This window comes from Amorphus sp. 3PC139-8 (assembly GCF_040750475.1).
In the GTDB taxonomy this organism is placed as follows: domain Bacteria; phylum Pseudomonadota; class Alphaproteobacteria; order Rhizobiales; family Amorphaceae; genus Amorphus.
Genome location: NZ_JABJVY010000004.1, coordinates 13,310 through 32,626, shown reverse-complemented (window position 1 = coordinate 32,626; position 19,317 = coordinate 13,310). Strand labels below are relative to the sequence as shown.

Annotated in this window: 22 protein-coding genes; 7 read left to right on the top strand and 15 right to left on the bottom strand. The window is 63.5% G+C overall.

Going from position 1 to position 19,317, the window contains the following annotated elements; genetic code table 11:
* Window positions 1-81 precede the first annotated feature (81 nt).
* A complete protein-coding gene (locus tag HNS03_RS05525) occupies window positions 82-393 on the bottom strand; it encodes a type II toxin-antitoxin system RelE/ParE family toxin (RefSeq protein ID WP_367193697.1) in 312 nt (103 codons plus the stop codon).
* Window positions 390-662 (bottom strand): antitoxin, encoded by a 273-nt coding sequence (locus tag HNS03_RS05520; RefSeq protein WP_367193696.1) that lies wholly within the window; start codon window positions 660-662, stop codon window positions 390-392. Before HNS03_RS05520 ends, HNS03_RS05525 begins: the two co-directional genes overlap by 4 nt.
* 223 nt (window positions 663-885) lie before the next feature.
* Between HNS03_RS05520 and gatC the strand changes: the two genes are divergently transcribed.
* Complete coding sequence (gatC, locus tag HNS03_RS05515; protein WP_367193695.1) at window positions 886-1,173, top strand: Asp-tRNA(Asn)/Glu-tRNA(Gln) amidotransferase subunit GatC; 288 nt, start codon at window positions 886-888, stop codon at window positions 1,171-1,173.
* A gap of 144 nt (window positions 1,174-1,317) precedes the next feature.
* The gene (gene gatA, locus HNS03_RS05510) at window positions 1,318-2,793 is read left to right on the top strand and encodes an Asp-tRNA(Asn)/Glu-tRNA(Gln) amidotransferase subunit GatA (RefSeq protein ID WP_367193694.1); all 1,476 of its coding nucleotides are present in this window, start codon (window positions 1,318-1,320) and stop codon (window positions 2,791-2,793) included.
* A 563-nt stretch (window positions 2,794-3,356) separates the two neighbouring features.
* Here the strand turns inward: gatA and phbB are convergent.
* From phbB to purL, 4 genes are all read right to left on the bottom strand, one after another.
* On the bottom strand, window positions 3,357-4,079 hold the full coding sequence (gene phbB, locus HNS03_RS05505) for an acetoacetyl-CoA reductase (RefSeq protein ID WP_367193693.1): 723 nt from the start codon (window positions 4,077-4,079) through the stop codon (window positions 3,357-3,359).
* 480 nt (window positions 4,080-4,559) lie between these two features.
* Entirely contained in the window at window positions 4,560-4,895 is a 336-nt protein-coding gene (gene grxD / locus HNS03_RS05500; protein WP_367193692.1) for a Grx4 family monothiol glutaredoxin, read from the bottom strand.
* A 159-nt stretch (window positions 4,896-5,054) separates the two neighbouring features.
* A complete protein-coding gene (locus tag HNS03_RS05495; protein WP_367193691.1) occupies window positions 5,055-5,291 on the bottom strand; it encodes a BolA family protein in 237 nt (78 codons plus the stop codon).
* A gap of 30 nt (window positions 5,292-5,321) precedes the next feature.
* The gene (gene purL, locus HNS03_RS05490; protein WP_367193690.1) at window positions 5,322-7,532 is read right to left on the bottom strand and encodes a phosphoribosylformylglycinamidine synthase subunit PurL; all 2,211 of its coding nucleotides are present in this window, start codon (window positions 7,530-7,532) and stop codon (window positions 5,322-5,324) included.
* A gap of 184 nt (window positions 7,533-7,716) precedes the next feature.
* On the opposite strand from purL, the gene HNS03_RS05485 reads away from it, so the two are divergent.
* Together HNS03_RS05485 and HNS03_RS05480 are read left to right on the top strand one after the other, a co-directional pair.
* Entirely contained in the window at window positions 7,717-10,146 is a 2,430-nt protein-coding gene (locus tag HNS03_RS05485) for a mechanosensitive ion channel family protein (RefSeq protein ID WP_367193689.1), read from the top strand.
* Window positions 10,147-10,170: 24 nt separating this feature from the next.
* Window positions 10,171-10,842: a DNA-3-methyladenine glycosylase I gene (locus HNS03_RS05480; RefSeq protein WP_367193688.1), complete on the top strand. Its 672-nt coding sequence runs from the start codon at window positions 10,171-10,173 to the stop codon at window positions 10,840-10,842.
* A 74-nt stretch (window positions 10,843-10,916) separates the two neighbouring features.
* On the opposite strand, the gene purQ is transcribed toward HNS03_RS05480, so the two are convergent.
* From purQ to purC, 4 genes are all read right to left on the bottom strand, one after another.
* Window positions 10,917-11,594, bottom strand: coding sequence for a phosphoribosylformylglycinamidine synthase subunit PurQ (gene purQ, locus HNS03_RS05475; protein ID WP_367193687.1), 678 nt, complete (start codon window positions 11,592-11,594; stop codon window positions 10,917-10,919).
* A gap of 11 nt (window positions 11,595-11,605) precedes the next feature.
* Window positions 11,606-11,749, bottom strand: a complete 144-nt coding sequence (locus HNS03_RS05470) for a phosphoribosylformylglycinamidine synthase-associated small membrane protein (protein ID WP_367193686.1) — start codon at window positions 11,747-11,749, stop codon at window positions 11,606-11,608.
* A 249-nt stretch (window positions 11,750-11,998) separates the two neighbouring features.
* Window positions 11,999-12,238: a phosphoribosylformylglycinamidine synthase subunit PurS gene (purS, locus tag HNS03_RS05465; protein ID WP_367193685.1), complete on the bottom strand. Its 240-nt coding sequence runs from the start codon at window positions 12,236-12,238 to the stop codon at window positions 11,999-12,001.
* Between the two features lie 26 nt (window positions 12,239-12,264).
* The gene (gene purC, locus HNS03_RS05460) at window positions 12,265-13,062 is read right to left on the bottom strand and encodes a phosphoribosylaminoimidazolesuccinocarboxamide synthase (RefSeq protein WP_367193684.1); all 798 of its coding nucleotides are present in this window, start codon (window positions 13,060-13,062) and stop codon (window positions 12,265-12,267) included.
* Window positions 13,063-13,522: 460 nt separating this feature from the next.
* Here purC and HNS03_RS05455 point away from each other — a divergent pair, with 460 nt between their 5' ends.
* Window positions 13,523-13,846: a DUF1476 domain-containing protein gene (locus HNS03_RS05455; RefSeq protein WP_367193683.1), complete on the top strand. Its 324-nt coding sequence runs from the start codon at window positions 13,523-13,525 to the stop codon at window positions 13,844-13,846.
* Window positions 13,847-13,988: 142 nt separating this feature from the next.
* Here the strand turns inward: HNS03_RS05455 and HNS03_RS05450 are convergent, their stop codons facing one another.
* A complete protein-coding gene (locus HNS03_RS05450) occupies window positions 13,989-14,150 on the bottom strand; it encodes a hypothetical protein (RefSeq protein WP_367193682.1) in 162 nt (53 codons plus the stop codon).
* 612 nt (window positions 14,151-14,762) lie between these two features.
* Here HNS03_RS05450 and HNS03_RS05445 point away from each other — a divergent pair.
* Window positions 14,763-14,936, top strand: a complete 174-nt coding sequence (locus HNS03_RS05445; RefSeq protein ID WP_367193681.1) for a hypothetical protein — start codon at window positions 14,763-14,765, stop codon at window positions 14,934-14,936.
* Window positions 14,937-14,952: 16 nt separating this feature from the next.
* Here the strand turns inward: HNS03_RS05445 and HNS03_RS05440 are convergent, their stop codons facing one another.
* Window positions 14,953-15,882, bottom strand: a complete 930-nt coding sequence (locus HNS03_RS05440) for a glutaminase (RefSeq protein WP_367193680.1) — start codon at window positions 15,880-15,882, stop codon at window positions 14,953-14,955.
* Between the two features lie 23 nt (window positions 15,883-15,905).
* Window positions 15,906-17,273, bottom strand: coding sequence for a nicotinate phosphoribosyltransferase (locus HNS03_RS05435; RefSeq protein ID WP_367193679.1), 1,368 nt, complete (start codon window positions 17,271-17,273; stop codon window positions 15,906-15,908).
* Between the two features lie 196 nt (window positions 17,274-17,469).
* Between HNS03_RS05435 and HNS03_RS05430 the strand changes: the two genes are divergently transcribed.
* The gene (locus HNS03_RS05430) at window positions 17,470-18,411 is read left to right on the top strand and encodes an ornithine cyclodeaminase family protein (protein ID WP_367193678.1); all 942 of its coding nucleotides are present in this window, start codon (window positions 17,470-17,472) and stop codon (window positions 18,409-18,411) included.
* A 55-nt stretch (window positions 18,412-18,466) separates the two neighbouring features.
* Here the strand turns inward: HNS03_RS05430 and HNS03_RS05425 are convergent, their stop codons facing one another.
* Together HNS03_RS05425 and HNS03_RS05420 are read right to left on the bottom strand one after the other, a co-directional pair.
* Entirely contained in the window at window positions 18,467-18,748 is a 282-nt protein-coding gene (locus tag HNS03_RS05425; RefSeq protein WP_367193677.1) for an acylphosphatase, read from the bottom strand.
* Window positions 18,749-18,765: 17 nt separating this feature from the next.
* The gene (locus HNS03_RS05420; protein ID WP_367193676.1) at window positions 18,766-19,194 is read right to left on the bottom strand and encodes a gamma-glutamylcyclotransferase family protein; all 429 of its coding nucleotides are present in this window, start codon (window positions 19,192-19,194) and stop codon (window positions 18,766-18,768) included.
* Window positions 19,195-19,317: the final 123 nt, after the last annotated feature.

Genomic DNA, 19,317 nt, shown 5'->3' with positions numbered 1-19,317 from the left:
CTGAGCGCGTCGGGTTCGTTAACGCGACTTCCCTTTACGTCCGCCGGGGCTTTTGGACGGTCTCTTTGAGATGGCTGTGACTCACATGCCCGCCATCCGGTCGGCAAGACGACGGGGCAAGTCCATGTGCTCATGCATCACGGCGATCACCACAACGGTATTTTCCCACTCTGTATAAAATAGATAATGATGCTCGCAGAGATAGAATGAAATCTCCGCCGAGCCTTCGAAGGATTTTCCCGCGGCGGCGCCCTCTACGATACGCTGACAGCGAGCATGCAGGGCATCCATATATTTGTCTGCCTGCTTCTCGCCCCAGCGCAATTCGGTATCCAGCCACACCCTGAGCAGGTCGCGGTCGGCGTCGACTGTAAAGCGGTAGGATCGGCTCATGCGGTCCCGTCACGCACCTGACGGGCAAGCGCCTTCATCTCATCCGCAGACCGGGCGACCGTCTCGCCGTCGCGCGCCTGTTGCAGCCGCCGATCCAAAAGGTCCCGCATCGCCTGCAAGGCGGCTTCCTCGGTCATGTCCGACGCGCCGGGCACATCGCTAAAGGCACGGCTGAGCACATAGTCTTTGATGGTTTGCCCGTTCAGCGAGGCCAACACCTTCAGGTGCTGGTGCTGCTGCTCAGAAAGGTCAATCGATAAGCGCGGCATAGGACGTTCCGTTCGTCATCATCCAAAGATGTCATCCTCCCAACATTACAACATTTGTTGTTTTTGTGCAGGTTGGGTTGGTTCAAGGCCTGCCTTTGCCTCGCAGCCTTTGGGCGCACACTCGCTCGCGCGTTGCGCGGCCACCGAGCCCGGTGCTATCAAGCGCCGTTCCCGGGCGCGGCGCACCCGCGTGCCCTCCGAACGATCAACGGAGATTTTCTGCATGTCGGTGGACCTGAGCACCGTGAAGCATGTGGCCTCGCTGGCCCGCCTTGCCGTTACGGACGATGAGGCGGAGAAGCTGACGGCCGAGCTCAACGGCATTCTCGCCTTCGTCGACGAGCTGGCCGAGGTGGACGTCAGCGATGTTCCGCCGATGACGGCTGTGGTCGAGACTGCCATGAAGATGCGCGAGGACGCCGTGACCGACGGCAACCGAGTGGACGACGTGCTCTCCAATGCGCCGGAGACCGAGGACGGCTATTTCCTGGTGCCCAAGGTCGTCGAGTAGAGACCAGAGCAGGAGCAGGCGCTCGGCCCGGCAAAGGCCACTTGCTGAGCTCACTCGCGATTTTGCCGGGCCGAGCGGCAAACTGAAATTTTGACGAAACCTCGCTGTCCCCAAGCCTGGATGGTCTGAGGGAAGGATGGAAACGTGACGGATCTGACCGCGCTATCGCTCACCGAAGCCCGCGACGGGCTTGCCGCCGGCGACTTCACCTCCGTGGAACTGACTGATGCCTATCTTTCGGCGATCGAGGGGGCGCGCGGTCTCAACGCCTATGTGCTGGAGACGCCGGAAGTTGCCCGCGAGATGGCGGCGGCCTCCGACAAGCGGCGCGCGGAAGGCTCAGCCGGCGCGCTGGAGGGCGTTCCCTTCGGCGTGAAGGATCTCTTTTGCACCAAGGGGATTCGCTCGACCGCCTGTTCCAACATCCTGGGCAACTTCGTGCCGCCCTACGAATCGACGGTGACGGAGAATCTCTGGAAGTCCGGCGCGGTTCTGCTCGGCAAGCTCAACATGGATGAGTTCGCCATGGGCTCGTCCAACGAAAACTCGGCGTTCGGGACCGCGGTGAGTCCGTGGCGGGCATCTGGCGACGAGACCCCGCGCACGCCTGGCGGCTCGTCGGGGGGCTCGGCGGCGGCCGTCGCGGCCCATCTGTGCGCAGCAGCGCTCGGCACAGACACCGGCGGTTCGATCCGCCAGCCTGCGGCGTTGACGGCGACCGTGGGCCTGAAGCCGACCTACGGACGTTGCTCGCGCTATGGCATCGTCGCCTACGCCTCCTCGCTGGACCAGGCCGGTCCTGTGGCGCGCACGGTGCGCGACGCGGCGGCGATCTTGAAGGTGATCGCCAGCGTCGACGACAAGGACACCACCTCCGTCGACATGCCGGTCGACGACTACGAGGCGGCGGTCGACAGTCCGGTGAAGGGGCTCAAGATTGGCCTCCCGCGGGAATATCGCGTCGACGGCATGCCGGCCGAGATCGAGGAGCTGTGGCAGAAGGGCGCCGACTGGCTGAAGGCGGCGGGCGCCGAAGTGGTCGAGATTTCGCTGCCGCACACCAAGTACGCGCTGCCGGCCTATTATATCGTCGCGCTCGCAGAGGCGTCGTCGAACCTCGCGCGCTATGACGGCGTGCGCTACGGCGTCCGGGTGCCGGCCGACGAAATCGTCGAGATGTACGAGAAAACTCGGGCGGCCGGGTTCGGCGACGAGGTCAAGCGGCGCATCCTGCTCGGCACCTATGTGCTGTCCGCCGGCTACTACGACGCCTACTATCTGAAAGCTCAGAAGGTCCGCACGCTGATCAAGCGCGACTTCGATGAGGCCTTTGCCGCCGGCGTGGACGCCGTGCTCGCTCCCACCACGCCGGGACCGGCCTTCCCGCTGGGCGCCAAGACCGACGATCCGGTGGCGATGTATCTCTCCGATGTCTTCACCGTGCCGATCAACATGGCGGGCCTGCCGTCGATCGCGGTGCCGGCCGGCCTGTCCGGCGAGGGGTTGCCGTTGGGGCTGCAGCTCATCGGTCGGCCGTTCCGGGAGGCGGATCTGTTTCCGCCGGCCCGTGCGCTGGAGGAAGCGGCCGGATCGTTCACGCCAGAGAAATGGTGGGCCTAAGCAAACCCAGGAAAAGTGGGCACCGGTTTTCCGTCCGGGTTTGCGGGGCAAAGAACAAAGCCCGAGAAAAGTGGGCACCGGTTCCGGTCGTTCTTATCGCTCACGACAGACGCACGCTGGCTTCGCAGAAGCATACTCAGGGACGGTATGCGTCGTTTGCCTGTGTGAGTTTACAGAAGCCGAAGAAAGGCAGAGCAAAACGGAAGACGGGTTTGCTCCTCAATCTGCCAGTTGCACCGTTCATTCCCGCGAAAGCGGGAATCCATAGGGTCTTTGTTGGTCTACAAGGCGGTGAGGCGGGCTAGAAAACCGGGGAAACAATAGCGCAGGGGACGAACGCCTTCGCGAAAACTGCCGCTCCTTATGGCCTTGCGCTTTCGTGGGAGTAAGCAGCGTGAAGGGCGGTTTGGCCTATCTCTCGCGACCACCGAGCCGGACAGGAAAGACATTCGCCATCCGTGTCAAAGCCGTCCCGGCTTGCATGAAACCGAGCACGGCTCTGACAAATTGCTGTGACGCGTTTCCGGACGGCGAACCGGTTTCCGCTTCGCCTGGAAACGCTCTCAGGCGAGATATTTTCCGCCGTTGATGGGCAGTGTTGCGCCAGTGATGAAGCCGGCATCGTCTTCCAGCAGGAACATGACGCCGCGGGCGATCTCGTCCGGGGTCGCTAAGCGTCCGACGGGCACGCCGGCAACGATGGTATCGAGCACCTTCTGGGGAACGGCCTCTACCATCGCCGTCTCGGTGTAGCCGGGGGCGACTGCGTTGACGGTGATGTTGCGCGAAGCGCCTTCCAGGGCCAACGCCTTGGTGAAGCCGATCACGCCGGCCTTGGCGGCGGAATAGTTGGTTTGGCCGAACTGACCGGACTGACCGTTGACCGACGAGATATTGACGATCCGCCCGAAGCGGCGCTCGCGCATGCCTTCGATGACGGCCCGGCACATATTGAAACAGCCGCCGAGGTCGACCTCGATCACGCTCTTCCACTGCTCTTCGGTCATCTTGTGCAGCGTGGAATCCCGCGTGATGCCGGCATTGTTCACGAGGAGGTCGATCGGTCCGAATTCGGCCTCGATCGCTGCGGTCTCGCTCTGGCAGGCGGCAAAGTCGGCCACGTTCCAGGCCCGGACCGGGATACCGGTTTCCTCCGAAAAGGCCTTGGCGGTGTCGTCGTTGCCGAAATAGTTGGCAATGACCGTGTAGCCGCCGGACTTCAGTCGATGGCAGATCGCGGCTCCAATGCCGCTGACGCCGCCGGTGACGAGAGCAACGCGGGTCATGGGATGTCCTTCACATCAGAATGAACGGGGAGGGAGAAGCGGAATAGTCAGTGCAGCATTAAAATGCTGCACTGCGCAAAAATCATGACAAAATGTCGCGACCGATCGTCACGAGACCGGTGCGACGTGCCATGGGATTTGGAACGGGGAAGGAAAGAGTGGCGCGCGCAATCATGCGCGGCCATGACCGTCGTGCGATCACTGGACAGCCGATTGCGCAGCGCACAACACCGCGCAATCGAAGAGCTTACAGAAAGATGAGCGTTCTTAGGCCGATCCGCTTTTCACGGAATCACCGATGGCTTGAAGCCGTCGATTTGGCGCGTTTCCGGACGGCGAATTGGTTTCCACTTCGCCTGAAAACATTCTACATTCTTGTCTCTCAGATGTTTCCATCTGAGAGACAAGAAATGGCTCTCGATTCAATAGCTTGAGCCGATCCTTTTCGTTCAAATTGATTCAATTTGAACGGGACATGCTCTAGACGGCTTCGCGGACCGAAATGCCGTTGTCTTTCAGATGGCTCTGAAGCTCGCCGGCCTGGAACATCTCGCGGATGATATCGCAGCCGCCGACGAACTCGCCCTTCACGTAGAGCTGAGGGATTGTCGGCCAGTTGGAATATTCTTTGATGCCCTGGCGCAGCTCATCGGCTTCCAGCACGTTCACGCCCTGATAGGGCACGCCGAGATAGTCCAGGATCTGCACCACCTGGCCGGAAAACCCGCACTGCGGAAAGGTCGGCGTGCCCTTCATGAACAGGACCACGTCGTTGCCCTTCACGGTGTCGGAAATCCAGGTGTTCACATCGGTCATTTGGCTTTCTCCGTATCCAGCCGGGTCAAGGTCCGGCGGTTAGAGCAATTTCAGGAAAAATAGGAACCGGTTTCCAGTCCGAAATTGCGACAAAACAGACCGTTGGAGAGCGCGTTCCGATCCGGTTCCTCTCGAAGTGCTTCCAACGGTCTCTCCACGTCAAACGTCTGGCGCGGAGGTTTGGAGCGCGAGCGCGTGCAACTCGCCGCCCATCTGGCCCTTCAGGGCATCGTAGACCATCTGGTGCTGTTGCACCCGGGTCTTGCCGCGAAACGCTTCCGATATGACGACGGCGGCGTAGTGGTCGCCGTCGCCTGCGAGATCGCGGATCTCGACGTGAGCGTCGGGCAGGGCGGTTTTGATCAGCGTCTCGATCTCGATGGCATCCATCGCCATGGTCGGGTCTCGTCCTTTCGCCGGGCGGCCTCAGTTGCCGCTTCTGTCACCCATATAGGTCGGGAACCAACTTTCGTGCGCCTGGGCGAGGGATGCAACGGATATGGAGAGCGTATCGCCAACCGTCAAATCCGGACCGCCAACCACGCCGATCTCTTCGATCGCGACGCCAGCCTCCGAGGCGGCCGCAGCCAGGCGGTCGGCCAGCGCCTGGGGAGCGCTAAGCACGTAGCGTGCCTGATCCTCGGAGAAAAGGGCGACATGCGCCGGGTCCGGGACGGAAACCGAACATCCGAGCCCGGAGGCGATCGCCATTTCCGCCAGCGCTAGCCCCAGGCCGCCCGACGAAATGTCATGGCAGGCGGAAAGCCCCATCTCGGCAATGGCGCGGCGCACGAAGTTGCCGTTGCGGCGTTCCAGCGCGAGATCGACCGACGGTGGCGCCCCTTCGATCCGCTTCAGGATGTCGCGCAGATAGATCGATTGGCCGAGGTTGGTTCCGTGGCCGCCGACCAGCAGGATGCGGTCGCCCTCGGCACCGAACGCGGAAAAGGCTACCCGGCGAATGTCGGCCAACAGGCCGACGCCGCCGATCGTCGGGGTCGGCAGGATCGCCTCGTCGCCGGTGGCATTGTAGAGCGAGACGTTGCCGGAGACGACGGGGAAGGCAAGCGCCTCGCAGGCTGCACCGATGCCTTTGATACAGCCGACGAACTGTCCCATGATCTCCGGGCGTTCCGGATTGCCGAAATTGAGATTGTCGGTCACGGCCAGCGGCTCTGCGCCCACGGCGGAGAGGTTGCGCCAAGCTTCGGCCACCGCCTGCTTGCCGCCCTCGAACGGGTCGGCGGCGCAATAGCGCGGCGTGACGTCCACCGTCATCGCGAGCCCTTTGCCGCTCTCGTCGATCTGGACGACGGCGGCATCGCCGCCGGGCCCCTCGACGGTCTCGCCCAGGATCAGATGATCGTACTGCTCCCAAACCCAGCGCCGCGACGATTGGTTCGGCGAGCCGACCAGGGCAAGCAGGGCGGCGCCCAGATCGTCCACCGCCGGCACCGCATCGGCGGCAAGCGGGGCAGCGACCACCGGCTCGCCCCAGGGGCGGTCATATTCCGGCGCTTCGTCGCCAAGGTCCTTGATCGGCAGGTTGGCGACCTCGTCGCCCTGGTGCCAGATGGAAAAGCGCAGATCGTCGGTGGTTTCGCCCACCACCGCGAAATCGAGACCCCACTTGCGGAATACCGCCTCGGCCTGTTCGCGCATCTCCGGCTTGAGGACCATCAGCATGCGCTCCTGGCTTTCGGAGAGCATCATCTCGTAAGCGCTCATCGCCTCTTCGCGCACCGGCACGTGGTCGAGATCGAGGCGGACGCCAAGATCGCCCTTGGCGCCCATTTCCACCGCAGAGCAGGTGAGACCGGCCGCCCCCATGTCCTGGATTGCGATCACCGCCCCCGTCGCCATCAGCTCCAGGCAGGCTTCCAGAAGCAGCTTTTCGGAGAAGGGGTCGCCGACCTGGACGGTGGGGCGCTTCTCCTCAATCGTCTCGTCGAAGGCGGCGGACGCCATCGTTGCGCCGCCGACGCCGTCGCGGCCGGTCTTGGAACCGAGATAGACGATCGGCATGCCGACGCCTTCGGCCTTGGACAGGAAAATCTTGTCGGCATCCGCGATCCCGACCGCCATGGCGTTGACCAGGCAGTTGCCGTCGTAGGAGGGGTCGAACTCGACCTCGCCGCCGACCGTGGGCACCCCGAACGAGTTGCCGTAGCCACCCACGCCGGCCACTACGCCGGAGACCAGATGGCGGGTGCGGGGATGCTCCGGCGAACCGAACCGCAGTGCGTTCAACGCCGCGATCGGGCGCGCGCCCATGGTGAAGACGTCGCGCAGGATGCCGCCGACGCCTGTGGTCGCGCCCTGGTAGGGCTCGATATAGGAGGGGTGATTGTGACTCTCCATCTTGAAGACCACGACCTTTCCGTCGCCGATGTCGACCACGCCGGCATTTTCGCCCGGCCCCTGAATCACGCGCGGCCCCTTAGTGGGCAGCGTGCGCAGCCACTTCTTGGACGACTTGTAGGAACAGTGCTCGTTCCACATGGCGGAAACGATGCCGAGTTCCGTCAGTGTCGGCTCGCGTCCGATCAGGGCGACGAAGCGGTCATATTCGTCCGGCGTAAGCCCATGCTCGGAGATGAGCTCGGGCGTGATCGGAATCGCGTTCGGGATCGTCATGGGGTCGACGTCGGCCTTTCAATGGGACATTCCTCGCGGATAGGCGCGGGAACGCTGCACGTCAATCGATTGACGCTCGACAATCTCAGTTGTTGCGCGGTCATGCGGTGAGGCGATACCGCTTTATCCGTTGCACAAGCGTCAGGTGAATGATGTCCGTTCGCTCCGGTCGGAGAGGCTGCTAGTGGCCCGGTTGTCCTTTTTCGTAGCGGTTCTCGCTGCCTTCGTATGGGTGACGGCTCTGGCCGGCGCATCGCCCGTGGCCGCCCAGGCTGCGCTTCTGGCGCAAAAAGAGGCCACGGCGAGCGGCGATGCCGCCGGGTCCGACAACGGGCTGTCGGAAGGCCTGCAGGCGGTCATCAAGCAGGCCGAATCCGCCGGCGCCCAGGTCATCGTGATCGCGCCGAAAGGCACGGCTGCGGCAGCGAGCGACGACGTCGAAACCCCCACCGAGATCGCCGACGAGCTCGGGGACGAGTTCCTGCAGACCACGATGGCGCTGGAGGACAAGCTCGATTCCCTCGTCACGCGCCTGCCGCTGTTGCCCGGCCACATCCTGTCGACCTTTCGCGCCGCCTCGCGCGACAACTCGCTCGCCTGGATCGGTCTGTCGGTGGTTCTGGTCGCCGTCACGGTCCTGGCCGGCGCGCTCGCCTACCGGCTGATCGTCGGCTGGTCGAAACGGCATTTCTTCCGCTTCTATCACAGGGTTCCGGCGAGCCGGTCGGAGAAGATCGGGTTTTTGTTGTCGCGTGGCGTGGTTCTACTGGTCGCTGCCGGCTCGTTCACGGCCGTGGGCCATGTGGTCGGCGTTCTGGTGACGGAAGCCGATGATCCGGTTCGCCTCACCAACCTGATCGTCGTGGCCACCGTCGGGCTCGGCCTCGCCTTCCGGGCGGTGTTTCGGACGCTGCTGTGTCCGGACATCTCAGCCTTTCGACCGTTTCCGCTTCCCGACGACACGGCCCGGCCGCTATTCCGCGACTTGATGCTCGGCGTCTGGGCCGCGCTGTTCTTCCTCGGGCTCGCCGCCTGGATGCGCGAAATGGGCCTGATCGAGGACGCCTACGATCTGTTCTTCGTGCTGGCCGGCCTGGTTGCCGCGCTGGTTCTGACGGCAGTAACGCTCGCCCACCGGCGCCAGGTTTCCGCGGCGATCCTGGTGCACGAGCGCGGCACCAGGCTCTCCGTCTTCCGGCGGATCATGGCCCAGTCCTGGCATGTGCTGGTGCTGGCCTATATCTGGGCCGCCTGGGTAGTGGGCACCGTGCGACGGCTGCTCGACTATAGCGACGTCGAGGCGCTGATCTCCGGGCCTGTGATCGCGCTGGTGGTCGCGCTGGCGCTTTACGGCATCCTGCTGATCGTCATCGACCGCTGGCTCCCGCAACCGCAGCCGGAGCCCGAGGAGGAGGCGACGGCCACCGAACCGGCGCCCCAGCCGCTGGGCGCTGCGGTCTCAGATGCCGACGACATGTTCGCCGATATCGACGATGACGACGAACTGCAGCCGCTGGAGCGGCGCGACGTCGGCAAGGCGGCGTTCCGCAATCTGTTCGAGCACGGCGCGGCGATCATCTCCATCGCCGTCGGCGTCGTGCTGTTCCTGCATCTGTGGGGCATCCCGGTTGCCGCGGAAGGCCACATCGTGGCCCGCTTCCTCGGCATCTTCATCGTGCTGTTTTTGTCCTACATGGCCTACGAGTCGGTGAAGGTCTGGGTCGACGGCAAGATCGCCGCCGAGCAGGGCGGCTTTGCCGGTGAGCATGCCGGTGGCCACGGCGACGCGGAGATGGGGCAGGGGGCGACGCGGCTTGCGACCCTGCTGCCGCTGTTCCGCAACTTCCTGCTGATCACCATCGCCTCCATGGCGATCATGGTGGGGCTTGCGGGGATCGGCGTGAACATTGCCCCGCTCTTCGCCGGTGCGGGCGTGGTTGGTCTGGCCATCGGCTTCGGTGCGCAGACGATGATCCGCGACATCTTCTCCGGCGCCTTCTTCCTGATCGACGACGCCTTCCGCAAGGGCGAGTACATCGATCTGGGCAGTGTGAAGGGCGTGGTGGAGAAGATCTCGATCCGTTCGTTCCAGCTGCGCCACCAGAACGGCCCGCTGCACACGATCCCGTTCGGCGAGATCAAGCGGCTCACCAACTATTCGCGCGACTGGGTGATCATGAAGCTGCCGCTTCGGCTCACCTACGACACGGATCCGGAGAAGGTGCGCAAGCTGGTCAAGAAGCTCGGCCAGCAGCTGCTGGAGGACCCGGACATCGGCCACATGTTCCTGGACCAGCTGAAGTCGCAGGGCGTCTACCAGATGGAAGACTCCGCGATGATCATCCGGGTGAAGTTCATGACCAAGCCGGGCGACCAGTTCCTGGTGCGCAAGCGCGTCTACGCCGAAATCCGCGAGCTGTTCGAGCGCGAAGGCATCCACTTCGCGCACCGCGAGGTGACGGTTCGGATCATCGACGAGGACGGCAACGAGGTTCCGGAAGACCAGGCGACCAAGCGGCAGCTCGCGGCCGGTGCGGCGGCAAGGCGCCGGCTGGACGACGAGGCCGAAGCAGCCGGAAAATCGGCAGGCGAGGATCCGTCGTCGGCTCGGTAGCGCGGGATGGGGGAGGAGCCGTTAGTGCGGACGTTCGAGGAAATCACGTCGCTCGCCGCTGCCCGAAAAGGGGGAGGGGCGGCGTTGAACCAGTTGCTCAGCGCTCCCAAGTCGCCGGCTGAGATCGCCGCGACGCCGGATGCCCGCTTCCTTGCCGAGATGACGCGCGCCGTGTTCCAGGCCGGATTCGACTGGTCGCTGATCGACCGCAAGTGGCCGGGGTTCGAGGCCGCTTTCGAGGATTTCGACGTTGGCCGTTGGACGCTGATGTCGGACGACGACGTCGACCGCCTGGCCAAGGACAAACGCATTGTCGGCAACATCGCCAAGATCCGCTCGGTCGGCATCAACGCCGAACTGGTGCAGGGGCTGGCGAAGGCGCACCGGTCGGCCGGAGCCTACTTCGCGGCGTCGCGTCCTGAGGACTATTTTGCGCTGGTGGCGATGCTCAAAGCGGAAGGAAGCCGGCTCGGTGGCAAGACCGGCCAACTCTTTCTCCGCCGCATGGGCGTCGATGCGCTCATCTATTCCGATGCGGTGGTGTCGGCACTGAAGCGCGAAGGCGTGGTGACCAAGCTGCCGTCGTCCAAGCGCGACATTGACGCCGTTCGTGAGGCGGTCGAGCGCTGGCGGGCGGAAGGCGGCCGATCGCTGACGGAGATCTCGCAGATCCTGGCCTTTTCGGTCGAGAGTTGAGGGCGGCCAAAGCGATGGCTTGAGGCGGAAAGCTGCCCTCCGATTGGCCGCGCGCGAGTTCGGCCTCGGGCCTTTCAGGCCGGCTCGCGGGCAGCCTGTGCAAGCCCGGAAAACAGGCCGAGACCATCGGTGCCGCCCTGATGGTCCACCACCAGGTTTTCCGGATGCGGCATCATGCCAAGGATGCGGCCGGTCTCGTCGGCAATGCCGGCGATGTCGTGGACCGACCCGTTGGGGTTGGTGCCCTCGGCATAGCGGAAGATCACCTGACCGTTGTCTTCGAGGCGGGCAAGCGTATCGGCGTCGGCGAAATAGTTGCCGTCATGATGGGCAACAGGGCAGGTGATCACTTGGCCTTGACTGTAGCCGCGTGTAAAGGCGGTATCCGTGCGTTCGATCGAGAGGCGCACCTTGCGACAGACGAAGCGGAGGCCCGCGTTGCGCATCAAGGCTCCGGGCAGCAATCCGGCTTCGGTCAGGATCTGGAAGCCATTGCAAATCCCCAACACATAGCCGCCCTTCCGGTGATGTTCCGCCACGGCCGGCATGATCGCAGCGCGCGCCGCGATCGCGCCAGAGCGCAGGTAGTCGCCGTAGGAGAAGCCGCCCGGCAGCACGACGAGATCGACATCGGGCAGGGAGCTATCGGCATGCCAGACGAAGGTGGGCTCGACACCGGTTGCGCGGTGAAGCGCGGACGCGACATCGCGGTCGCGGTTGGAACCGGGAAACACGATGACGGCGGACTTCACGGTAGACTTCCTCACAGAAGAATGATGACGGCGGCCGCAGCCACGATCGCTGGAACGAGAATGAAGATCGCAGCCTTGACCACCATGAAGCGAACGATCGCGCCGGTATCGTCGCGCGGTTCGGGGGAGGTGGAAGATGGATCGGCGGCGTCCATAACCGCTCCTATTGCACCTTGCCGGTCAAGTTTTAACGCTACCTAGAACCTCTTGCGATCAGGTGGAAACTCCTGATCGAATAGAAATGGCTCCAGATTCAAGACCTTGAGCAATTCCTTCCCGTTCAGGTTGACTGATTCAGTCTGAACGGGAAATGCTCTAGGCTCGCGCTTTGGCAATCACTTTACACCGGCGGGGCCTCCATTGTGCACGCCAGCAACCGGCCGCTCGAACCAAAGGGACGCGAACTAAACCAGGTCGATCGCGTAGGATTCGATCACGGTGTTGGCCAACAGCGTCTCGCACATCCGCGTCACCTCGGCGCGGGCGCGCTCCGGATCGGTCTCGGCGAGGTCGAGATCGATCACCTTGCCCTGGCGGGCGGCGTTGACACCATCGAAGCCGAGCCCCTTGAGCGCGCCTTGGATCGCCTTGCCCTGAGGATCGAGAACACCTTGCTTGAGCGTGACGGTGACCCGTGCGCGCATCGTGACTTCTCCGCTGAAGAACCGGTCTATTTGACGAGGACGGGGCCGGAGCCCTGAGGCCGGTCGACCTCGTTCAGGATGCCCAGCCGGCGCGCCACTTCTTGGTAGGCCTCCAACAGGCCGCCCATGTCGCGGCGGAAGCGGTCCTTGTCGAGCTTCTCTTCAGTGGCGATGTCCCACAGCCGGCAGGAATCCGGCGAGATCTCGTCGGCGACGACCATGCGCATCATGTCGCCTTCCCACAAGCGCCCGCATTCCATCTTGAAGTCGACGAGGCGGATGCCGACACCCAGGAACAGGCCCGACAGGAAGTCGTTGACGCGGATCGCCAGCGCCATGATGTCGTCGATCTCCTGGGGTGTTGCCCAGCCGAAGGCCGTGATGTGCTCCTCGGTGACCATCGGATCGTCGAGCTCGTCGTTTTTGTAGTAGAACTCAATGATGGAGCGCGGAAGCTGGGTGCCTTCCTCCAGGCCCAGCCGCTTCGACAGCGAGCCGGCGGCGACATTGCGAACCACCACCTCGAGCGGGATGATCTCCACTTCCCGGATAAGCTGCTCGCGCATGTTCAGCCGGCGAATGAAATGGGTCGGAATGCCCATGTCATTCAGATGGCTGAAGACATATTCCGAGATCCTGTTGTTCAGGACGCCCTTGCCGTCGACGATTTCGTGCTTCTTTGCGTTGAAGGCGGTCGCGTCGTCCTTAAAATGCTGGATCAGGGTACCGGGCTCCGGTCCCTCATAAAGGATCTTAGCCTTGCCTTCGTAGATTCGGCGGCGACGATTCATCGGCACGTACCGTGTATGATTGAGGAAATCCATGAGGCCGGGAGCACTCCGAGCTTGCGGAACAAAGACCAGCCACTGACGCGCGGCCGAGCGAACCGACGATTCGCGATCCGGCCCCTGCGGCCGCACCGTACTCGATCGCGGGTGCGCGTACAATCCGCACGCCTCGCGCGCCCGACCGACGCCGATCGGCCGAAGGGCCACGGCTCGAAACGGTCGCAGGCGAAACGGAGCCTCTATATGCGCCTGCAAAGATTTAGACACAAGAGCGGGATTTAAGAGCGTGCGTGGGGGCAAAGCGATTGCAGGCGGTTGCGGGCGGCACGCTCTTGGCAGCGGGCGCGTGTGCCCCCATTTTCGAGACTGTTGTCAGCGGTATCCGGCAGAGATATCCGCCTGCGTTGATTTGGTGCGCGCGCGCCGCTATTGAGGCGGGCGACGGACATGATTTTGCGGCCAGGGCGGCCCGCATCGACCTTATCGGGAGGCTTGCATGACCACGTTCGAAAGCCGCAAGGATGCCTACGAGGGCAAGTTTGCCCACGACGAGGAGTTGCGCTTCAAGGCAACCGCGCGCCGCAACAAGCTTTTGGGGCTATGGGCGGCGGAGAAGCTCGGCTATGCCGGCGATCAGGCCGATACCTACGCCAAGGAAGTCGTGCGCGCCGATTTCGAAGAGCCGGGCGAAGAGGACGTCTTCCGGAAGATCCGCAAGGATTTCGACGAGGGGGGCGTTCAGCAGACGGATCATCAGATCCGCCGCACCATGGATGAGTTGATGGCGACAGCCGTCGAACAGATTCGCAGCGAGGAATAGCGGCCACCGCCGTTGTCGTGAGGCAAGCGGTGTTTATCGACGCCGATGTCGGTTTCGGCATCGGCTGAGATTAGCCCGGTCCACTCTCATGCTCGGACTCGGGTTGCGCGCCCTTGCTCTGCTTTCTTGATTAAGCGTGGTCTCAATTCGCGCCACTTGCCGCATCAGGAACGATCTGCTGCTCCGGTGGCCCCGGCTCCGCGTCCGGGGCTGGCTCGTTGTCTGGCACTGCCAGGAAATAGAACCAAGCAATTGCGCCGAAAATCGCGAACGCGGCGATCCCGATCGTCACCACGCGTTTCATGGATCGGCCGAATTCGCCCTGGCGTGCCTTTTCTCGGTCGAGCCGGAGATCGTCTGGATTTTTGTTCAACATCTGACCACTCTCAACTCGGTTCGCTGAGCGTCTCCCAGGCGAGCTAAAACCCCGTTTCGCCATTCGGAAACGCGTAAAGACAAAGACTTGGAGCCACCTTCGGTTCCGCGAGCGGCGAACCACTTCCGCGCGCATTGTTGCGACTTTCGAGGTCGCGCCCACCACGACATCTGCCGTGTAAACGAGGTAGCTCTCTCGACGGTGGGGAGCCTGTCGACACTTTTCGTTGGCAGTTGCCTGCACGCATATCGCAAAGGTAAAGCTTTCGACTGCGACGGCCTCCTCCCTCCGTGCCTGAGATCGTAAATTCGAACAGCTTCTTCCAGCCCAACGCCGGCGGAGCCGAAACGCGCACTCGCTATTTTTGAAATTGTCCGATCACTTACGGCGATCAACGTGGTGCGCGCTTGAAGGTTCCAATCGGAACTTTGCCGCGCCCGGACACGTTTTTCACAGAACCGGAGTAGCCGGCGTATGTCACCGATGACACGCGATCGCGGAGTGTTCGCGTATAGCGGCCGGTTGGAGATGGAGGTCACGATGACCGATCATGTGAAAGACAAAGGTAAAACTGAAAAAGACGACGCGTCTGCGGAAAAGAAAAAGGAAGAAAAGCGCAAAGAGCGCTCGAAAGACCTCGACGAGGCGCTGGAAGAGACTTTTCCGGCAAGCGATCCCGCCGTGTCGCCTTCGATCACGGGCCGGGACGACTGATCAGAACTCAAGCAACCTAAAAAACCGAAAGGTCGGCTTCGCGGGCCAAACGCTCAAGCGCCGCGAACCCGGCCACCGAGTTGCCAAGCTCATCGAGTTCGGGCGACCACACGGCAATCGTCATCCGGTTGGGAACGACAGCGACAATTGCCCCGCCGACGCCGCTTTTGGCCGGCAAGCCGACCCGATAGGCAAAATCGCCGGCGGCGTCGTAGAGGCCGCAGGTTAACATCAGCGCGTTGATCCGGCGCGACCGGCCGGGCGGCAGAAGCGACCGCCCGGTCGCGAGATCGTGTCCGTCGTTGGCAAGCGGAAGGGCCGCGCGGGCAAGCTCCACACACGTCATCGTGGCGGCGCAAAAATGGGTGTAGGCGTTGACCACCGCGGTAGGGTCGCCCGCGAGGTTGCCATAGTCCTTCAAAAGATTCGCGGCCGAGTAGTTGCGAAACGCGGTCTTCAGCTCGCTGCGCGCGACCTTCTCGTCGATCGCCACGCGCTGGGTCTTCGCGAATTTCCGAAGATAGCCGAGATAGGCGTGGACCGGAGCGGCTAGCCGCTGCACCAGACAATCGGCGACGACCAGCGCACCGGGATTGATGAACGGGTTCATCGGCCGGCCATGTTCCAGCTCCACTCGCACCAGCGAGTTGAAGCGCTGGCCGGACGGATTGCGCCCCACGTGCTCCCACAGGCCCTCGCCGAAATGGTCGAGGGCCATGCACAGGCTGAAGACCTTCGAGATCGACTGGATCGAGAACGGAACCCGAGCGGACCCGGCAGTCGCCACGTCGCCGTCCAGCGTTGCGACGGCAATCCCGAACTGGTGCGGATCGACAGCCGCCAGTCGCGGGATCGAGCTGTTGACGCGGCCCTGCCCGTAGAAGCGCGGGGCATCGTCGGCAATGGCGTGCAGAAGCGGGGCAAGTTCGCTCGCGGCTCCGGTCATGGCGGCATCCTCCCCCTCGCTCTTCAGCGGTTTCGGCCGGCGAGTTCGGCCTCGATCTCGTCTGTGTAGCGGGTGAGGACGTCGCTGACGACGACTTTGTAGCCGGGGTCCGCCGGTTCGAGGGTGCGCAATGGCGCAGGCAGGCGGGCAACCTCCCGGCGGGTTGTTTCCCGGATCTCGTCGAGCGATCGTCGGCCGGCTGCTGTGCGTTCGCCGTTCTCCATCATGGTCTCCAGGAGGGGGCGACCTTCGCCGGCTTCCTCCGCACGTCGGACCACATCATGATCGGCGACGCCGTCGCGCTCGATGCGGGTGATTTGCTTGGCGCCAGGCAGGTTCTTGCGCAGCGGCGAAAGCTTCATCCGGCCTTCGCCGTTATAGGCGGCGAGCTTGTAGGCCATATCGAGTTCCGCAGCATCGGAAGAGGTCGTGAGCCGAGTGCCGACGCCATAGCCGTCGATCGGGGCATCGGCGGCGCCGAGTTCGGCAATCCGGATCTCGTCGAGCCCGCCGGAGGCGAAGATCTCCACGTGATAAAGCCCGGCTGCGTCCAGTCGCCGGCGCACTTCCTTGGAGAGCGCGATCAGATCGCCGGAATCGATCCGCACGGCCCGGACCCGGAAGTCGGCGCCGAGCTTCTTGGCCAGCGCGATCACATTGTCGGTTCCGACAAGGGGATCGTAGGTATCGATCAGGAGCACGGTGTCGGGATAAAGCGCGGTGAAGGCGGCAAAGGCCGCAGCTTCGTCTTTCCAGGCTTCGACGTAGGAGTGCGCCATCGTGCCGGCGATCGGAATGCCGTAGAGCTTGCCGGCGAGCACATTGGCGGTGGACACGCAGCCGGCCAGATAGGCCGCGCGGGCCGCCTTGTTGCCGGCATCGAAGCCATGGGCGCGGCGGGTGCCGAAATCGATCACCGGCTTGCCCTTCGCGGCTTCCACGATGCGGATCGCCTTGGAGGCAAGCAGCGTCGAAACCGTGATCTGGTTGATGACAAAGGTTTCGACCAGTTGCGCCTCTGCTATCGGCGCCTCGATTTCCAGCACCGGCGCATGGGGGAAGACGGGCGTGCCTTCGGGAACGGCGCGCACGGTGCCGGTGAAGCGGAAGCTCTTCAGCCATTCCAGAAAGTCAGGGGAAAAGTGGCCGGTGTCGGCCAGATAGCCAAGGCTGTCGGCGGAGAAGTGCAGCGTCTCCAAATATTCCAACACCGGATCCAGTCCGGCGGCGAGCATGAAATTGCGGGTTTCTGGCAGCTTGCGGAAGAACAGCGTGAACACCGCCTGTCCGCTCATGTGCTCGCGATGATAGGACTGCAGCATCGTGAGCTGATAGAGATCGGTGAAGATCGCGGCGTCGTCGTAGGGAATCCCGAGCGGGGGAAGGGCCATCATGCGCCTCTTAGAGCGGGACAAGGAAACGTGAGAAGCGGCTTTCCGCCCGCATCCCACTCGAACTCATAGCCGTGACTGGGCCGGCGGGCAGGTCGATCGGTTGCCGCTTTTGACGCCGCTGCGGCGCGCCCTGTCAACCCAACGGCCTACGGGCCGCCGTCGAAACCGAAGAGAGATTGGATAAGGAGACACCATGCGTATCGTCAGCGGACCCGACATCGACACCTCGCTTTCGTGGCGGTCCCTGGTCGATGCGCTGAAGGCGGCCCATGCCGGCGCTGCTGCCGAGCTCGGCGATACGTTGCTGGCCTCCGAGGGGCGCAAGTTCCTGGTCCGCTCGGCATGGATTGGCGGGTTCGGAGCTGGTGTGAAGGCTGTCACGGTCTATCCGGACAACCCGTCCGCTGCGCCGCCGCGTCCGTCCATCCAGGGGGCGATGCTGGTGTTCGACGAGGCGACCGGCGAACCTGCCGCCCTGGTCGACGGCGTTGCGCTGACGGCCTGGAAGACGGCGGCCGATTCCGCGCTTGGGGCCGATTTTTTGGCCCGGCAGGATGTGGCGACGCATTTGATGATCGGCGCGGGCAACATGGCGGAGCCGCTGATCCGGGCGCATCTGGCGGTACGGCCGTCGATTTCCGAGGTGAAGATCTACAACCGGACCCGCGCCCGTGCTGAGGCGCTGGGTGACCGCCTCAGCGATCTCGCCGTGTCGGTTGTCCTGGTTGACGATCTCGCAACCGCGGTTGGCGAAGCCGACATCGTCACGACGGCGACCATGTCGGAAACACCGGTTCTTAAAGGGGCATGGCTCAAGCCCGGCGCCCATGTGGATTTGGTCGGCGCGTTCACGCCTACCACGCGTGAGGCCGATGACGACGTGCTCACCTGCGGCCGGCTGTTCGTCGACAACCGCAAGACCACGATCGGCGAGATCGGGGAGCTGATCGACCCAATGGAGCGCGGGGTGATCACGGAGGCGGATGTGCTGGCGGACTATTTCGATCTCGCCTCCGGTGCGGCCGGGCGGCAGAGCGCAGACGAGATTACGGTCTGCAAGAATGGCGGTGGCGCCCATCTCGACCTGATGGTTGCCCGCCATGTGCTGGACCAGGGCGCCGGCCGGGAAGTCTGACACCTGCGTCAAACTTCCGGACGGCGAACCGGGTTCCACTTCGCACGGACAACTGTCAGATCGTGTCGAGTACCTCGAAGGGCGACTGCACTGGGGCTGCCTTCTCCTGCACGGAGATCGAGGTCACCCGGCAGCCGGGCGGCCCTTTGTGGCATTCGGTGATCATGTCGGCGACGAGCTCGGCGGGGCCGGAAAATACCGCCTCGACCTCGCCGGTCATTCGGTTGCGGACCCAGCCGCCGAGTTCGTAGGCATCGGCAAGCTGGGCAAGCCAGGCGCGATAGCCGACGCCCTGAACCAGGCCCGTAATCAGGATATGCACGCTGCGGTCGCTCATTGCGGATCCTTTGCGGGTTATCCCGGCCGAAGCCAGGATTCGAGCTCGCTCAAATGAGTGTCAGGCAACCCCCAGGCCCGCGCCGCCGGCAGCACGACTTCATCCAGATAACCCTTGCGCGGCCGGCCGGGCGTCTTGGACCTTCCGACATAAACCAGCGCGCGAACCGGTCCGGATGTTCCCTGGATCGGAAGATGGGTCTTCCGGTATAGGCCCCAGCCGACGCCCTCGAACTCGTCGAGGGCTGCTTCGTCTTGAGCCGAAATTCGCCACAGGACGCCGTGGACGGCATGTCCCATGCGCGGAACGACGGAGGCAACGCCGTCGCTGGTGATTTGGAAGCGCCAATTGTCGAGACGCCCGGACCCGAGCGGCCGGGCGCGCGGACATCTGCGGCGCATGCCGGCCGCATCCAGGTTGGCACCGTAGGCGAACGTGATCCGCATCGTGCCGGCGCTCCAGAGCGTTTTCCGGCGGTCCGGAATCCGGTTCGCCGGAAACGTGTCCAATTTGGGGCTTTCGGTCTCTTCCGCGCGTCAGTGGCTTCCGGGAAGGATCCGAACGGCGGA

What these genes read in the sequence shown, in the direction of transcription:
- HNS03_RS05525 (WP_367193697.1), bottom strand. Translation starts at nt 393, where the DNA reads ATGAGCCGATCCTACCGCTTTACAGTCGACGCCGACCGCGACCTGCTC.
- HNS03_RS05520 (WP_367193696.1), bottom strand. Translation starts at nt 662, where the DNA reads ATGCCGCGCTTATCGATTGACCTTTCTGAGCAGCAGCACCAGCACCTG.
- gatC (WP_367193695.1), top strand. Translation starts at nt 886, where the DNA reads ATGTCGGTGGACCTGAGCACCGTGAAGCATGTGGCCTCGCTGGCCCGC.
- phbB (WP_367193693.1), bottom strand. Translation starts at nt 4,079, where the DNA reads ATGACCCGCGTTGCTCTCGTCACCGGCGGCGTCAGCGGCATTGGAGCC.
- grxD (WP_367193692.1), bottom strand. Translation starts at nt 4,895, where the DNA reads ATGACCGATGTGAACACCTGGATTTCCGACACCGTGAAGGGCAACGAC.
- HNS03_RS05495 (WP_367193691.1), bottom strand. Translation starts at nt 5,291, where the DNA reads ATGGCGATGGATGCCATCGAGATCGAGACGCTGATCAAAACCGCCCTG.
- purL (WP_367193690.1), bottom strand. Translation starts at nt 7,532, where the DNA reads ATGACGATCCCGAACGCGATTCCGATCACGCCCGAGCTCATCTCCGAG.
- HNS03_RS05470 (WP_367193686.1), bottom strand. Translation starts at nt 11,749, where the DNA reads ATGGACGCCGCCGATCCATCTTCCACCTCCCCCGAACCGCGCGACGAT.
- purS (WP_367193685.1), bottom strand. Translation starts at nt 12,238, where the DNA reads ATGCGCGCACGGGTCACCGTCACGCTCAAGCAAGGTGTTCTCGATCCT.
- purC (WP_367193684.1), bottom strand. Translation starts at nt 13,062, where the DNA reads ATGGATTTCCTCAATCATACACGGTACGTGCCGATGAATCGTCGCCGC.
- HNS03_RS05455 (WP_367193683.1), top strand. Translation starts at nt 13,523, where the DNA reads ATGACCACGTTCGAAAGCCGCAAGGATGCCTACGAGGGCAAGTTTGCC.
- HNS03_RS05450 (WP_367193682.1), bottom strand. Translation starts at nt 14,150, where the DNA reads ATGAAACGCGTGGTGACGATCGGGATCGCCGCGTTCGCGATTTTCGGC.
- HNS03_RS05445 (WP_367193681.1), top strand. Translation starts at nt 14,763, where the DNA reads ATGACCGATCATGTGAAAGACAAAGGTAAAACTGAAAAAGACGACGCG.
- HNS03_RS05440 (WP_367193680.1), bottom strand. Translation starts at nt 15,882, where the DNA reads ATGACCGGAGCCGCGAGCGAACTTGCCCCGCTTCTGCACGCCATTGCC.
- HNS03_RS05435 (WP_367193679.1), bottom strand. Translation starts at nt 17,273, where the DNA reads ATGGCCCTTCCCCCGCTCGGGATTCCCTACGACGACGCCGCGATCTTC.
- HNS03_RS05430 (WP_367193678.1), top strand. Translation starts at nt 17,470, where the DNA reads ATGCGTATCGTCAGCGGACCCGACATCGACACCTCGCTTTCGTGGCGG.
- HNS03_RS05425 (WP_367193677.1), bottom strand. Translation starts at nt 18,748, where the DNA reads ATGAGCGACCGCAGCGTGCATATCCTGATTACGGGCCTGGTTCAGGGC.
- HNS03_RS05420 (WP_367193676.1), bottom strand. Translation starts at nt 19,194, where the DNA reads ATGCGGATCACGTTCGCCTACGGTGCCAACCTGGATGCGGCCGGCATG.